This is a genomic window from uncultured Victivallis sp. (genome assembly GCA_944389935.1).
Taxonomy (GTDB): domain Bacteria; phylum Verrucomicrobiota; class Lentisphaeria; order Victivallales; family Victivallaceae; genus Victivallis.
The window spans coordinates 1-13,630 of record CALXOE010000070.1 but is presented as its reverse complement, the minus strand read 5'-3'; the positions used below and the strand labels follow the sequence as shown (position 1 = coordinate 13,630).

At 57.1% G+C, this 13,630-nt stretch carries 14 protein-coding genes and 1 tRNA gene; 6 read left to right on the top strand and 9 right to left on the bottom strand.

Annotation, left to right across the window (positions count from 1 at the left end; all coding sequences use genetic code 11):
• Positions 1 to 192 precede the first annotated feature (192 nt).
• The 5 genes from Q0J85_RS14645 to Q0J85_RS14625 all read right to left on the bottom strand — a co-directional run bounded on the left by Q0J85_RS14645 (position 193) and on the right by Q0J85_RS14625 (position 4,413).
• Positions 193 to 269: transfer RNA gene (locus Q0J85_RS14645), tRNA-Val, on the bottom strand.
• Positions 270 to 385: 116 nt separating this feature from the next.
• On the bottom strand, positions 386 to 1,447 hold the full coding sequence (locus Q0J85_RS14640; RefSeq protein ID WP_294482957.1) for a protein arginine kinase: 1,062 nt from the start codon (positions 1,445 to 1,447) through the stop codon (positions 386 to 388).
• A complete protein-coding gene (locus tag Q0J85_RS14635; RefSeq protein WP_294482956.1) occupies positions 1,440 to 1,997 on the bottom strand; it encodes a UvrB/UvrC motif-containing protein in 558 nt (185 codons plus the stop codon). Before Q0J85_RS14635 ends, Q0J85_RS14640 begins: the two co-directional genes overlap by 8 nt.
• 113 nt (positions 1,998 to 2,110) lie before the next feature.
• The gene (gene speE / locus Q0J85_RS14630) at positions 2,111 to 2,944 is read right to left on the bottom strand and encodes a polyamine aminopropyltransferase (protein WP_294482955.1); all 834 of its coding nucleotides are present in this window, start codon (positions 2,942 to 2,944) and stop codon (positions 2,111 to 2,113) included.
• A gap of 23 nt (positions 2,945 to 2,967) precedes the next feature.
• On the bottom strand, positions 2,968 to 4,413 hold the full coding sequence (locus Q0J85_RS14625; RefSeq protein ID WP_294482954.1) for an amidophosphoribosyltransferase: 1,446 nt from the start codon (positions 4,411 to 4,413) through the stop codon (positions 2,968 to 2,970).
• A 500-nt stretch (positions 4,414 to 4,913) separates the two neighbouring features.
• Between Q0J85_RS14625 and rpmJ the strand changes: the two genes are divergently transcribed.
• From rpmJ to rplQ, 5 genes are all read left to right on the top strand, one after another.
• Positions 4,914 to 5,030 carry a 50S ribosomal protein L36 gene (gene rpmJ / locus Q0J85_RS14620; RefSeq protein WP_106054617.1) on the top strand — a complete coding sequence of 39 codons (117 nt, stop codon included), beginning with the start codon at positions 4,914 to 4,916 and terminating at the stop codon, positions 5,028 to 5,030.
• A gap of 43 nt (positions 5,031 to 5,073) precedes the next feature.
• On the top strand, positions 5,074 to 5,472 hold the full coding sequence (gene rpsM, locus Q0J85_RS14615; protein WP_294482953.1) for a 30S ribosomal protein S13: 399 nt from the start codon (positions 5,074 to 5,076) through the stop codon (positions 5,470 to 5,472).
• An 89-nt stretch (positions 5,473 to 5,561) separates the two neighbouring features.
• Entirely contained in the window at positions 5,562 to 6,008 is a 447-nt protein-coding gene (gene rpsK / locus Q0J85_RS14610; protein ID WP_294482952.1) for a 30S ribosomal protein S11, read from the top strand.
• A gap of 159 nt (positions 6,009 to 6,167) precedes the next feature.
• A complete protein-coding gene (locus Q0J85_RS14605; protein WP_294482951.1) occupies positions 6,168 to 7,184 on the top strand; it encodes a DNA-directed RNA polymerase subunit alpha in 1,017 nt (338 codons plus the stop codon).
• A 2-nt stretch (positions 7,185 to 7,186) separates the two neighbouring features.
• Entirely contained in the window at positions 7,187 to 7,663 is a 477-nt protein-coding gene (rplQ, locus tag Q0J85_RS14600; protein ID WP_367274671.1) for a 50S ribosomal protein L17, read from the top strand.
• Positions 7,664 to 7,769: 106 nt separating this feature from the next.
• Here rplQ and Q0J85_RS14595 read toward each other — a convergent pair whose 3' ends face one another.
• From Q0J85_RS14595 to Q0J85_RS14585, 3 genes are all read right to left on the bottom strand, one after another.
• Positions 7,770 to 9,377 (bottom strand): ATP-binding cassette domain-containing protein, encoded by a 1,608-nt coding sequence (locus Q0J85_RS14595; protein ID WP_294482949.1) that lies wholly within the window; start codon positions 9,375 to 9,377, stop codon positions 7,770 to 7,772.
• A 144-nt stretch (positions 9,378 to 9,521) separates the two neighbouring features.
• On the bottom strand, positions 9,522 to 11,171 hold the full coding sequence (locus Q0J85_RS14590; RefSeq protein ID WP_294482946.1) for a hypothetical protein: 1,650 nt from the start codon (positions 11,169 to 11,171) through the stop codon (positions 9,522 to 9,524).
• Positions 11,172 to 11,296: 125 nt separating this feature from the next.
• The gene (locus Q0J85_RS14585; protein WP_294482945.1) at positions 11,297 to 12,127 is read right to left on the bottom strand and encodes a hypothetical protein; all 831 of its coding nucleotides are present in this window, start codon (positions 12,125 to 12,127) and stop codon (positions 11,297 to 11,299) included.
• 170 nt (positions 12,128 to 12,297) lie between these two features.
• On the opposite strand from Q0J85_RS14585, the gene Q0J85_RS14580 reads away from it, so the two are divergent.
• Positions 12,298 to 13,089: a polysaccharide deacetylase family protein gene (locus Q0J85_RS14580; protein ID WP_294482942.1), complete on the top strand. Its 792-nt coding sequence runs from the start codon at positions 12,298 to 12,300 to the stop codon at positions 13,087 to 13,089.
• A gap of 53 nt (positions 13,090 to 13,142) precedes the next feature.
• Here Q0J85_RS14580 and Q0J85_RS14575 read toward each other — a convergent pair whose 3' ends face one another.
• Positions 13,143 to 13,547, bottom strand: a complete 405-nt coding sequence (locus Q0J85_RS14575; RefSeq protein ID WP_294482940.1) for a PaaI family thioesterase — start codon at positions 13,545 to 13,547, stop codon at positions 13,143 to 13,145.
• Between the last annotated feature and the right edge of the window lie 83 nt (positions 13,548 to 13,630).

Genomic DNA, 13,630 nt, shown 5'->3' with positions numbered 1-13,630 from the left:
AAAAAATGCTCTCCAGACCAAAAGACCGGTCTTTTACTCCCCCGGAGAATTTACCGGGAGAAGGTCTGAAACACACCTTCATAAGAGAAAAGTGGAGATTCTCCGCTTTCGGGCAAAACGCGAGTTGAGCTCAAATTTACCCCCGAAACGAAAAAACCGACCAGAAGACCGGTCGGTGGAGAATTTTGAAAATGGTGGGCGGTACGTGACTCGAACACGTGACCTCTGCCGTGTGAAAGCAGCGCTCTAACCAACTGAGCTAACCGCCCGAAGATCGGTACATCTCTTAATATACCACGCAAATGCAGGTTGTCAAGCACAAAAAAAAGTTTTTTGCAGCAATCCTGTCATTCCGCAATCTCCGGAACACAACTCCAGCCGGAATTTATACCTTGAGCTTCTCACGACAGAGCGCCGCCCGACAGACGTCGCGCTCAGCCGCATTCAATGCACGCCCCGCCGCTTTCTGCAGATGAGCCGCTCCGATCCCGATGAACAACTCGTTCACCGTGTGGATACTCAGCGCCGTGAACATGCCGAGATCCACCCCGACCCGAACGCCGGAAAGACAATTCACCGCCTCCTCTCCAGAGAGCTTGTAACTGTGACGCAACGTCCCGTATGAACGCCCCACGTGGTCAAGCAATGAAAACTGATCCCGCTGCAACAGCAGCTGACGCGCATTCTTCTCATGCGCAATCAACTGCCCGATCACGGTATTCAGCCGCTCAAGAATCTGCGCCTCGCTTTCTCCGAGCGTGCTCTGGTTTGAAACCTGAAAGAGACTCCCCTGATTGGAAGTTCCCTCTCCGCCGATCCCGCGCACCGCAAGATTCAGCTTGTTGATCCCCTGAATCGTCGGCGTAATCTGCCCGGTCAGCACCAGCCCCGGCAGATGCAGCATGACCGACGCACGCATGCCCGTCCCGACATTCGTCGGGCAACAGGTCAGAAACCCGAGCCGATCGTCAAATGCGTAATCAAGACGCGATCCGAGCCGGTTGTCCAGCTCGTCGATCAGTTTCCAGACCGCATCAAGCTGAAATCCCGGCCGCATCGTCTGAATACGCAGATGATCCTCCTCGTTGATCATGACCGAACACGACTCGTCATTCTTCACAAGCAGCCGCGTCCCGGTCGGCCGGTTCAGAAAATCCCGGCTCGCAAGGCGACGCTCCAGCAGCAATTCGCGGTCAAGCTCACTCATTTTCTCCGGTTCAAACGAAAAACACTCCGGACAGCCGAGCGCACCCGACTCCCGCGCAGCTTCGGAAACCTCGTCGCAAATCCCGTGCAGCTCCTCCGAATCCGCCGCCACCGGGAAACGATGCCCCGCCAGATTCCGGGCCAGACGAATGCGCGAACTGATCGCAATATCCTCGTCCGGCCCCGCATCCGCCAGAAAACTCACCCGGTTCGAGAGCAGTCGATCGATATCGTCATTCATGCTCCACCTCGCCATTCCCCAACCGTTCGAGTTCCGCCTTGAGCTGGTTGATCCGGTCACGGCAGACCGCAGCCTGTTCGTACTCCTCGCGCTTGACGAGAGCGTCCAGTTCATGACGTCGATTGTTAAGCTCCGCCTCGAGCGCAGCGCGTCCGTCGTGCGGCGCGGACTGCGGACGCTTGCCGAGATGAACCGATCCACGGTGAACGTTCTTGATCGCTTCCGTCAGCATCGGCGCAAACACTTTATAACACTCCGGACAGCCGAGACGCCCTCCGAAATTCCGCACTTTTTCAACCGTCCAGCCGCAATTCGGACAACGAACCGCACGCTCCGGCGGCAATTTTTCCTGCGGCGGCTTGATCGTCGACGAGATCTTCCCGAGATTACAGAGCATCTCGGCAAGGTTGAAACCCAATGCGCTCAACTCGCCGTTCTTCTCTTTCTCGGAAGCGCACGCCGCGCATAAATTCGCCGTACGGGTCTCCCCGCCATGCATCTCTTTTATATGAATGGTCGCCTCGTTTTTCTTGCAGATATCGCACAACATATCGGTAACCTCCCCCATCAACTGTTAAAGTTTCATTTAACAATTTAAAGCGTTTGCTCGATATTGCAAGCGAAAAATAAAACTTTTTTTCGGGAGAGGCGCCCGACGGTCCGTCACCCGATGAGACGCGCCACAAAGGAGGGATTCGCAAACGCGGCCCTGTGAACAGCTGAATTGTAATACCGGAGTTTCGCAGCCAGATCCGGCGGAACCGGACGGGCAGGCAGCGTGATGTCATCGCGATCCCCCGCCACGCATGCCCCGATCGTCCCGGTCGGATAAGTCGGCACCAGGATCGAGGCGTAACCGACCGAGCGGAACACCTGCCGGGAAACCTTGCAGAGTCTTGCCACAATCTCCGGCAGGAGATACGGAGACTCCGCCTGCGTCGCAATCACGCCGCCGGGACGCAACGCTTTTTTCATATCGCGGTAAAAACGTTCCCCGAAAAGCGGCGTTCCCGGCCCGCCCGGATCGGTCGAGTCGACGATGATCACATCGTAGTATCCCTCTTTATCCCGGATGAATTCACTGCCGTCGGCAATATGAACACGCACGCGCGGATCATCAAAACCACAGGCGATGCCGGGGAAAAACTGTTTCGCCGTCTCGATCACCTCTTCATCGATCTCGCAGATATCCATGACCTCGAGCTCCGGGTGCTTCCCCGCCTCGCGCAGCACGCCGCCGTCGCCACCGCCGACGACAAGCAGTCTCCGCGGATTCTCGTGCGCAAAAAGCGGAACGTGCGCGAGCATCTCATGATAGGCAAATTCATCGAATTCGGTCAGCTGGATGATGCCGTCGAGCAGCAGCAGCCGCCCGAGCTTTGAGGTCTGATAGACATCGATCTTCTGAAACTTCGACTGCCGGTGGCAGAGCTCTTCCGTCACCTGGACCGTCATGCCGAAACCGTTCATCGCTTCGGTCACCCAGAAATCCGCCATTTTCAGCTCCTCCCTGCTGGTTTTCATTCAAAGGTTTCGGTTGTCATCTCAACGTCGCAGCCGTTCCAGCAGTAGGTACACACCTTCGAGGGATCGACGCCAATCGCTTCAATGAGCTTCTCAAGTTTCTGGAACTTCAGGGAGTGAAGATTCAACTCCTTGCGGATCTCTTCAACCATCGCCAGATACTTCGGAGAGTTGTACTCGAGATAAGGTTGAATCATCTCATCATCCGGCTCGCGCCCCTCGAGTTTCGTAATCGCCCGCCGCGCGGCCAGATCCAGCTCGCAGCGCGAACGCGAGAAATTCAGGAATCGACATCCGAACAGCAACGGCGGGCAGGCCGAACGCATGTGCACGGCTTTCGCGCCGCGCTCGTAGAGTCGCACGACCTGATCCTTGAGCTGCGTTCCGCGCACGATGGAGTCGTCGCAGAAGAGCATGCGCTTGTTCTCGATCTCAGTCTGAACCGGGATGAGCTTCATGTGGGCGATGAGATCACGAACCGACTGATTCTGCGGCATGAAGCTGCGCGGCCAGGTCGGCGTATATTTGACGAAACTGCGGCGGTAGGGTTTGCCCGCGGCATTGGAGTAGCCGATCGCATGCGCAATGCCGGAATCGGGAATGCCGCAGACCGAATCGATCTCGGGGAGCGTCTCGGCGTCATCAGCGGCCATGCTTTCACCGTTGCGGTAACGGGCGGATTCGGTGTTGATTCCCTCATAACTGCTCGATGGATAACCGTAATAGACCCAGAAGAACGTGCAGATCTTCGTGGTGTCGCCGGGGGCATACTTCTGGATCACCCCCTTTTCGGTGATCTCGACGATCTCGCCGGGGCCGAGTTCATGTTTGAGCCGGTAGCTGAGGTTCGGCAGAGCAGTGGTTTCCATCGTCACGGCATAGGCGCCGGGCTTTTCGCCGATCATGACGGGCGTGCGGCCGAACCGGTCGCGGGCCGCATAGATCCGCCCCTCGATGAGCACGAGAATCGAGCAGGAGCCGTCGATCATGTGCTGAGCATAACGGATGCCGTCGACGAGGGTCTTTTTGCGGTTGATGAGCATGGCGACGATTTCGGTCGGATTGAGCTCCCCGTCGCTGGATTCGGAGAAGTGGCTGATGCCGGCGTCGAAGGCGGCTTTGGCGATTTCGTTGACGTTGTTGATCTTTCCGACGGTCACGATCGCGAAATTGCCGAATTTGCTCGAGATGATGAGCGGCTGATCCTCATAATCGCTGATGATGCCGATCCCGACGCGGCCGAGAAATTTATCGATCTCGTCGTCGAACTTGGAACGGAACTGGGCATTGGTGATGTCATGGATTCTCCGGGTGATGCGCCCCTCCCGGTCGCAGACAGCCAGCCCTCCCCGCTTAGTACCCAGATGAGAGTGGTAGTCTGTTCCGTAAAAGAGATCGCAGACACAGTCGCGGTCCGCGACGACGCCGAAAAATCCGCCCATGGTTATTCCCCGAAGATTATGGTTTCACGTTCTTTCGCGGAAACGGCATCTGGCACCGCCCGTCCGGGAAACAGCAAAATCCGCCGAATGCAATCAGCCGGAGTTCCGCGCAAAAAAAGTCAAAGGCCGGGGTACGTTTTCCCGAGACCCTCCGGTCTATAATTTACAGGCGAAATCCCATTAAGTCAATACGAAATCCCGAAAAGGAACGCGGTATTTTCAGCCATCGCAGATTTTTCCAAAAAAAATGGTCGGCGACAGAGATACGGACTTGTATTTCGACGACCTCAGTGCTATTTTAAAAAACAAAAATTATGCTGGAGCGTTTCCATATCGCAAATTCCACCGCTCGTGGAGGCGTAACCGGCAAAAAGGTGACAGGCTCGGCACCGCGAACCCTGGTTCAGCGACGGCAAAAACCGGAAACTGAAAAGAGGGAGGGGTACCGTGTTTGTGTTTTGTCGTATTTTGGAATGTTGCTTCAACGTGAGGTAAAGGTCATGAAAGTCAGAGCGTCGGTAAAGCGCAGATGCGAATTTTGCCAGATCATCAAACGCAACGGCACGATCCGGGTCATCTGCTCCCGGGATGCGCGTCACAAGCAGCGTCAGGGTTAATTCCGCTTCATAAGCGTCAATTTTAACGATAGGAACTAGAGTTATGCCTCGTATCATTGGTGTGGACATCCCGGGCAACAAGCGCATTGCGTATTCGCTGCGCTATCTTTACGGCATCGGCCCGGCGAAAGCGCTCGAAATCATCGAGAAAGTTCAGATTCCGGAAGACCTCAAGGCGAAGGATCTGACCCAGGATCAGATCGCCGCGATCACGAAAATTCTGCAGAACGACATCGTCGTGGAAGGCGATCTGCGGCGCATGATCGCCGCGGACATCCGCCGGCTGCAGCAGATCAACTGCTACCGCGGGATTCGTCACCGCCGGAATCTGCCGGTGCACGGACAGCGGACCAAGACCAACGCACGTACCCGCAAGGGCAAGAAAGTTACGATCGGCGCGATCCGCGACAAAACCCAGCGTCGTCTGGCCGCCAAAGGCTGATGAAGCAATGGTCCGGAGCGGTGGAGTCGCCGCATGATTCCGGACGGGTTCGATGAATTTGAGATCATAAACAGGAAATAGACAATATTATGGCTGAAGAAGTGAAGAAAACCGAAGTTGCGGAAGCAACCGCCGAGGCGGCGGCTTCCACCGCGCCGGTCATCAAACAGCGCGGCAAGAGCGGCCGCTTCGTACCGAGCGGCATCGCCTACGTGCTTGCGACGTTCAACAACACGAAAGTGACTTTCACGGATCTGCACGGCAACGTGATCTGCTGGTCGACGGGCGGCAAGAACGGCTTCAAGGGCTCGCGCAAGAGCACGGCCTATGCGGCGCAGGTGATCGCGGGAGACGCCGCGAAGAAAGCGCAGCTCATCGGCATGAAAGAGGTCGAAGTCCGGATCAAGGGACCGGGTGCCGGCCGTGAATCCGCCGTCCGCGGGATTGCCGCGGCGGGGCTTGAAATCAGCTCGATCAAAGACATTACGCCGGTTCCGCACAACGGCTGCCGTCCTCCGAAACGCCGCCGGGTCTGACCCGACCGTTCGGGTGTGAGTTCCGCCCCGGCCGCCTGAGGTTTGCATGCGGGTTTCGCGCATGGAGGAATTGGAATCAGCGGCTGCGGGAGAAACTCTCCGGTTGTTCGTTTTTTTGACAAGAATGCCTGCGGGCATAATCAAGTTTGGAGGAAAAATATGACTGCTGCGATCGGTTTTCCGATGCCCAAGTCGATCATCGTCGATGATGCGAGTTCCACTGAGAATTACGCCAAGTTCATCGCGGCGCCGTTTCAGCGCGGCTATGGTCAGACGCTCGGCAATTCGCTGCGGCGGGTCCTGCTCTCTTCGCTGGAGGGAGCGGCGATCTGTTCGGTGCGCATCGACGGAGCGAAGCATGAGTTTGATTCGCTCGACAATGTGCTTGAGGACGTCACCGAGATCGTGCTGAATCTGAAGTGCGTCCGGCTGAACCTGCACGCCGACGGCCCGAAAACCCTGGAAATCCGCAAAGACAAAGCCGGTCCGGTGACTGCGGCCGATATCGTCTGCGACAGCACGGTCGAGGTGCTCAATCCCGAGCAGCTCATCTGCACGCTGGACAAATCGCTGCCGTTCCGTGCCGAGATCGAAGTAATCAAGGGCAAGGGGTATTTGCCCGCTGAGAGAAACACGGCGCCGCGCTCGATCGGAACGATTCCGGTGGACTGCCTGTTCAGCCCCGTGACCCGTGTGAACTATCAGGTCGGTGCCGCGCGCGTCGGTGAAGAGACCGAGATGGACAGTCTCGAGCTGGAGATCTGGACCGACGGACGCATCACGCCGCAGGCGGCTCTGGAAGAGGCTGCGCGGATTCTGCGCGACCATCTCCAGCCTTTCATGGGCACTCAGGTGGTTGAAAAGGATGTGGTTCTGACCGATGAAGAATCGAAGATGTTCAAGCTCCTTGCGCACGACGTCGAGATTCTGGACCTCTCGGTCCGCGCGATGAACTGCCTGAACAGCGCGAACATCAAGCTGATCGGCGAGCTCTGCACGAAATCCGAAAGCCGGATGCTCAAATACCGGAACTTCGGCAAGAAATCGCTGGATGAAATCAAGGAAAAAATTGAAAAACTCGGGCTTGAGCTGGGGATGACCTTCAGCGATCGGCTGATGACCGCGCTCGAAGCGGAATCGGTCCGGGTCCGGTCCGAAGCTGAGGAGAGCAAATAATTATGCGTCATAGAGTTCATACGTTCAAAGTCGGCCGTTCCAGCGCTCACCGCCGCGCGATGCTGGCCAACATGGTCAGCAGCCTCTTTACCAACGGCCAGATTCAGACGACTCTGGTCAAGGCCAAGGAAGCGCGTCGTTTTGCCGAAAAACTCATCACCATCGGCAAGAAAGGCGATCTGCATCGCCGTCGTCTCGCGGTCGCGAAGCTGCGCGACAAGGATGCGGTCAAACTTCTGTTCGACGAAATCGCCCCGGCCTACAAGGATCGCAACGGCGGTTACACCCGGATCCTGAAGCTCGGCGTCCGCCGCGGCGACGCGGCTGAGCTGTGCATTCTGCAGCTCGTCAAGGAGCAGCTCGAGCCCAAGGCGGAGAAGAAAGAAGCCGCTCCGAAAGCTGAAGAAGTCAAGGCTGAGCCGAAAGCCGAAGAGGCCAAGGCTGAAGAGCCGAAAGCTGAGGAAGCCAAAGCTGAATAAGCACTGGTTCTGGAAAGCAGAGAACCCCGGTGAAGTTTTCATCGGGGTTCTTTTTTTTCATCTGCTTCCCGGACGGGAAACGCGGGAAGCGGATGTGGCAGGAGGATCAGCGTGAAGCGCGGGCGCGACGCTTTTTGAACTCCTCGAACTCGGCGAGAGTGCCGGGAAAATCGGTGATCTTCCCATCGGCGATCTCGATGATCCGGGTCGCGAGGCTGCGGATGAACTCGCGGTCATGACTCACAAATATGATGGTATTTTTATAGAGCGTGAGCGCATAGTTCAATGCTTCGATCGATTCAAGGTCAAGGTGGTTGGTCGGTTCATCGAGTGCGAGAACATTGCCGGCTTCAAGCATCATCTTCGCGATCACGAGTCGCGCTTTCTCGCCGCCGGAGAGAACTTTCACGGGTTTGTTCACCTCATCTCCGGAGAAGAGCATTTTGCCCATGAACGAGCGCAGCTCCTGTTCCGTGATTCCCTCGCGCGGGGAGTAACGTGCGAGCCATTCGATCGCGCGATCCTCCATATTCAGGATCTCGGAGGCGTCCTGCGGGAAATAGCTCAATTCGACGGTCTCGCCGTGAACGACGGTGCCGGAGCACGGTTCGATGAGTTTCAACAGGATTTTGAGCAGTGTGGTCTTGCCGACGCCGTTGGTTCCGATGATCGCAATTTTCTCGTCATTGCCGATGGTGAGGTTGAAATTCTCAAACAAGGGGGCCTCATAACGTTTGGAGAGCCCCTCCCCCGCGATGACCTTTTCCCCGAGGCGGGTCTGTGGATTGAACCGGATGAAAGGCGAAACCCGGCTCGAGGGCTTGATCTCTTCGAGCTGAATCTTGTCGAGCTCTTTCTGGCGGCTCGTGGCCTGACGCGCCTTGGAGGCGTTCGCGCCAAAGCGGTTGATGAACTCCTTGAGTTCGGAAATGCGGCTCTCCTTGCGGGCGTTTTCGCGCCGCATCTTCTCGAGAGCAAGCTCGTTGGCGGTCATGAAATCGTCGTAATTGCCCGTGAAGAGCCGGATCTCCTGGTAGTCGAGGTCGGCGATATGCGTGCAGACTTCGTTCAGAAAATAGCGGTTGTGGGAGATGACGATGACGGTTCCCTTGTGGTTTTTGAGCAGATTGCAGAGCCAGTCGATGCTGGCCATGTCGAGGTGGTTGGTCGGCTCGTCGAGCAGCAGGATATCCGGGTTGTAGAAGAGCACCTGAGCGAGCAGAACGCGCAGCTTGAATCCGCCGGTAAGGCTCGAAAGCGGCTGCGTATGTTTCTCCTCGGGGATGCCGAGCCCGACGAGCAGTTTGGCGGCGTCGGCCTCCATGGTGTAGCCGCCCGCGTCGGCGAAGAGACCCTCGATATCGTTGGCGCGCTCCTCCTCTTCCGGAGTCAGGTCGACCTTGCTGTAAAGGTATTCGCGCTCCTGGTGGATTTTCCAGAGCTCCTCATTGCCCATGTAAACGACGTCGAGGATTGGAACGTCCTCGTAGTCGTAGTGATTCTGCTTGAGGAATCCCATACGGCAATCCTTGTCGATCGACACGGTTCCCGAGGTGGCCTGCTGCTGGCCGGAGAGGATCTTCATGAAGGTCGATTTGCCGGACCCGTTCGCGCCGATGAGGCCGTAACGGCAGCCGGGGACGAATTTGACCGAGACATTTTCAAAGAGCGTCTGCTGTCCGAAACGCATGGAGATGCCGGATGCTGCGATCATCTGTCGAGGGAACTCCCTTGTTGGTGAATATCAAAAAGACGAATTCAATTAATATAGCACCGCAAACGCCGCATTTCCACTTTTCCAAACGCAAAGAACCTCCCGGCGTGCAAACAGGGGGAGGTTTCCGGCGCCAAAATCATTCTAGTCGCGCACGAGCACGCGGTAGCGGTAGGGGAGCGCAACTTCCTTACGGGGTTCGAGCGTGAGTTCCCAGACCAGTTCGCGGCGCGGGTTGACGCTGTAAACGCCGGTCTCGAGCAAACGGCTCTTCGGACTCCCGTCCGCAGAGAGCAGTTCACCGGAAAAACGGAGTTTAACCACGACTTTCGCCGCGTTCGACCGGAAATTGCGGAGCGTGACCGTACCCTCCACCACGGGACAACGATAGTTCCAGCCTCCGATGGTGATGAGTTCGCGTTTGCCCGGAACTTCGGTTTCGATCCGGTTCCCGCTCACGGTCAGCGCCTTCGTGATCCGCACAAGCGCGTCATCACCGGGATTGACCCACTGGATCGTGCTCTGACCGAGCAGCTTTTCTCCATCGACGATCTCGATCGGAGCGGAGGTGATGGGCGACGGGAACGGATTCCTGAAACGAACCGCGTCCCACAAATCACCGTCGGGATTCCCGTCACCGTTCGGGCGGTTGAAATTCCGTTCGAGCACGCCCCATTCGTTGCGCCAATCGGGGATCTCCCATTCCACGAGCCGTTCGTAATCGGCGGTCGCCTCCGCAAGCGTCCGATACGACACATCCCCCTTCGCAAGCGACACTTTTCCTCCGGACGTGAAGTGAATATCCTCGCTCGCCCCCGACTCCGGCAGCGGGGAAACAGCGGCTGTCTCATTGCGGGCAAAGGAGTTCTTCATCACCACCTGGCCAAGCACACAGGGTTGTCCGTTCAGCCGAGCGTATTCCATCTGGTTGAGTTGCTGTGAAAACGTCTGAAACGTCATTCCGGAGGCCAACGGGCTCGCGACTCCGGCATACTGCAGGTTCGGGAAGCCGGAGACGAAGCTGATCTCCGCATCCTTCAGATCCTCGAGGTCGTTGATGATGGTCGCGGACTGGTCGATCCGCAGTTTCGCCTCGGGCCCGAGTGCGATGCGGTAGGCGGGAGCCCAGGTCAATCCATGCGCGAGATAACTGAAAACAAGCGGCTTGCCCGCCATACCGGCGCGGTTTACGAGCAGCATCCGTTTCTGTTCCCGGATCTCGGAATTGATACCTGTGGATTCGATCGATGCGACCTCGGATGCCCGGAATGTAACAAGGCGGCCATCCTTCTGCCGCACCGCGAGAAATCCGGTTCCCTGAGCGGCAGTTTCCCCGGGACTCCGCCCGCCATGCCAGACACTCGGCTGCTGCGGAAGCGGCGGAACGGCGGATGGCGGTTCCCCGAGCCGGACGAGTGTTCCGGTAATGATGCGTGACGCCTCGCTGCCGGAACTCTTCAACGTTACGGTCACATCGAGATTTTCATAACTTGCAGTGAGATCGGCGAACGGATTGCGGTTCGGAACCTTCCCCGACCGACTTACTCCGGTCACGCTCAGCCCATCGCCCGGCGCAAACCAGAGCGTCCCGTGAATCGGAACGATCGATTCATCGAGAAGAAAGCGATCCGCCGGAGCGGACGCGACCTCCCGCACAACCAGTGCATAGCCGTTTTTGAACAGAGCCACACGTGTAACAGGGGCCTTGACCGCCGGAGCCTCTGCGCTTGCCGCGGCAAAGAGCGCGGAACCGGCAAGAAAAACCGACGACAACCACTTCTGGATGGGATTCATATTGTTTCTCCTTTCCATAAAACAAGGGAATGAGCGGAAACTCTCTTCCCTTACTATAACCGGTTTCGGAGAAATTTCCAGGAAACATTGTCAAAAGAGTATAAAAAGAGCGTTCCGTGCGCAGGTCATCTCGGTCTGGCCGCGGCAGCCTTGACTGCGCGGAAGAGCTCGTCCGAGGTCATGCCGCAGCGCGGGTTGTGCTCGAGATAACCGTTCAGCGCGGCGCGGAGTTCCCCATCCTCCGGCTCAAGATCGCGGAAGAAGTTTGCCAGATCCTTGACAACGTATTTCCGGAACACAAAATCCGGAACAGAAAGAAAACGGCAGCTCGCAACATCGATCCAGACAATATCGACCTCACCGTTTCCGAGCGGCTTCCAGAGGAAGTTGAACACTCTCGCCCCTTTGTGAAAACAGTGGACCGAATGCAGTTTGCCGAGAAAGGCGAGATTGCGTTCGATAAATGCCTTCTGTTCCGGAGTCCCCCGCAGCTTTCCGCCGGGCAGAAATTCGCGCCCGTCCACATATTCCTCCGCAAACTGCGTGGCGAGGAACGAATGCTTCAGATGGAAATGTCTCCTCTCATCGCCCGCGAACAGCAGTTTTGCCATCGGGATTCCGAGAGCCGCGAATGCACGGTAATTGGCCGCCTCGAGCGCGGTTTTCGAACAGCGCAGCAGATAACGCAACGGCTTCACACAGGTGTAATCCTTGAATGCAAGCGTGATGGAGCCGTACTGTGCCGGAAGCGTAAGTTTGCGAACCACCTTGTTCCGGGTCTTCCAGATCACCTCGCCGCCGGACGTAAACAACTCCGGCGCCTCGAAAAACGCAGTTTTCACCAGGTCGAATCCCGGCTCTACATGGAACCAGCTCGACCGGAACCGGATTCCCATTTCAGAAAGGGCGTGCCGCTTCAGACACCCCGGATTACTCTTGTCAAACTCCGCACTCACTGCCTGCCTCCAGATCACTGTCATGTAAACTCACTATAAATTAATGGATTTTTCGCGGAAATCAAATAAAAAAGCAGCGATCCTGCAACATGCCGCCCGGAAACCTCTTGTATTTCCCCGGTGAAGAGGTATACTAATGTCATGGCAACCCTGAATGGAAAGGCAGAAAAATGGGTATTCGCTTTTTGTATCCGGAAGGTAAAATCAAAACTCTGACCATGAGCTACGACGACGGCGTCGTGCAGGACCGCCGGCTTGTGAAACTCTTCAACGAGAGCGGAATCAAGGGAACATTCCACATCAACTCCGGGATTCTCGACCAGGGGAACCGCATCGCCTCCTCGGAACTCAAGGCGCTCTACGCGGGGCATGAGGTCTCCTGCCACACGGTGACGCACCCGTTCCTCGAGCGGCTGCCGCGCACGGAGATCGAACGGGAGATCCGCGAAGACCGCCGCCGGCTCGAAGAACTCTGCGGCTATCCGGTCATCGGCATGTCCTACCCGTTCGGCACCTGGAACGACGAAATCATCGGGATTGCCAGAAGCTGCGGCATCGTCTACTCGCGCTCGACCAGAACCAGCGGCGGTTTCGGGATTCCGCAGAACTTCATGGCGTGGGACGCGACCTGTCACCACCGCGAAATGCTTGAAAAGGGCGCGGCGTTCCGGGAGTTCAACCGTTATCCGCTGGCGATCTTCTACGTCTGGGGGCACGCCTATGAGTTCGACAACAATTCAAACTGGCATGAGATGGAGGAGTTCTGCCGCATGATGTCGAATCTTCCGGACGTCTGGTACGCCACGAACATCGAGATCTACCGCTACCTCGAGGCGATCCGCTCGCTCGTGACATCGGCGGACGGCGGAATCGTCTACAATCCGACCGCCGTCACCGTCTGGTACACCTGCAACGACAAGACCGGCACCATCCGGCCCGGCGAAACCGTGACACTGCACTGAAAACCCCGGGGATGCGGGGCGGGAGATTCTCTCGCCCTCCCCCGCTTTCCCGCTTAAAACTTCTCCTCGGTGATGAATCCGGTTGAAGTGCCGTGGGCGACGAGTTTGCCGTCCTCGTTGAATACGTCGACGTCATAGACGCAGGTGCGGCGTCCGCGGCTGACTTCGGTCGCCTTTGCGCGCAGCGATTTGCCGAGGCCGGGGCGGAGAAAACTGATCGTCGAATTCATCCCGACCGTGCGGAAGCCGTAGGAGTTCGCGGCTCCGGCGAACGCGAGATCCGCGAGCGTGAAAATCGCACCGCCCTGCGCGATTCCCACGCCGTTGAGCGAGTTTTCCGTGATCTCCATGACCGCCTCGGCGTATCCGGTCCGGAGCACATCGAGCCGCATGCCGTTGAACCGGCAGAAGCGGTCGTCCTTGTTAAGCAGATCTCTGAGTTCATCCATTTCCATCATTCATCATCTCCTATGATAAAATTCCACTTCGATGCCGGGAAAAACTCAATTTTTTACGAGTTTGAATTGAGTAAAATCCTCAA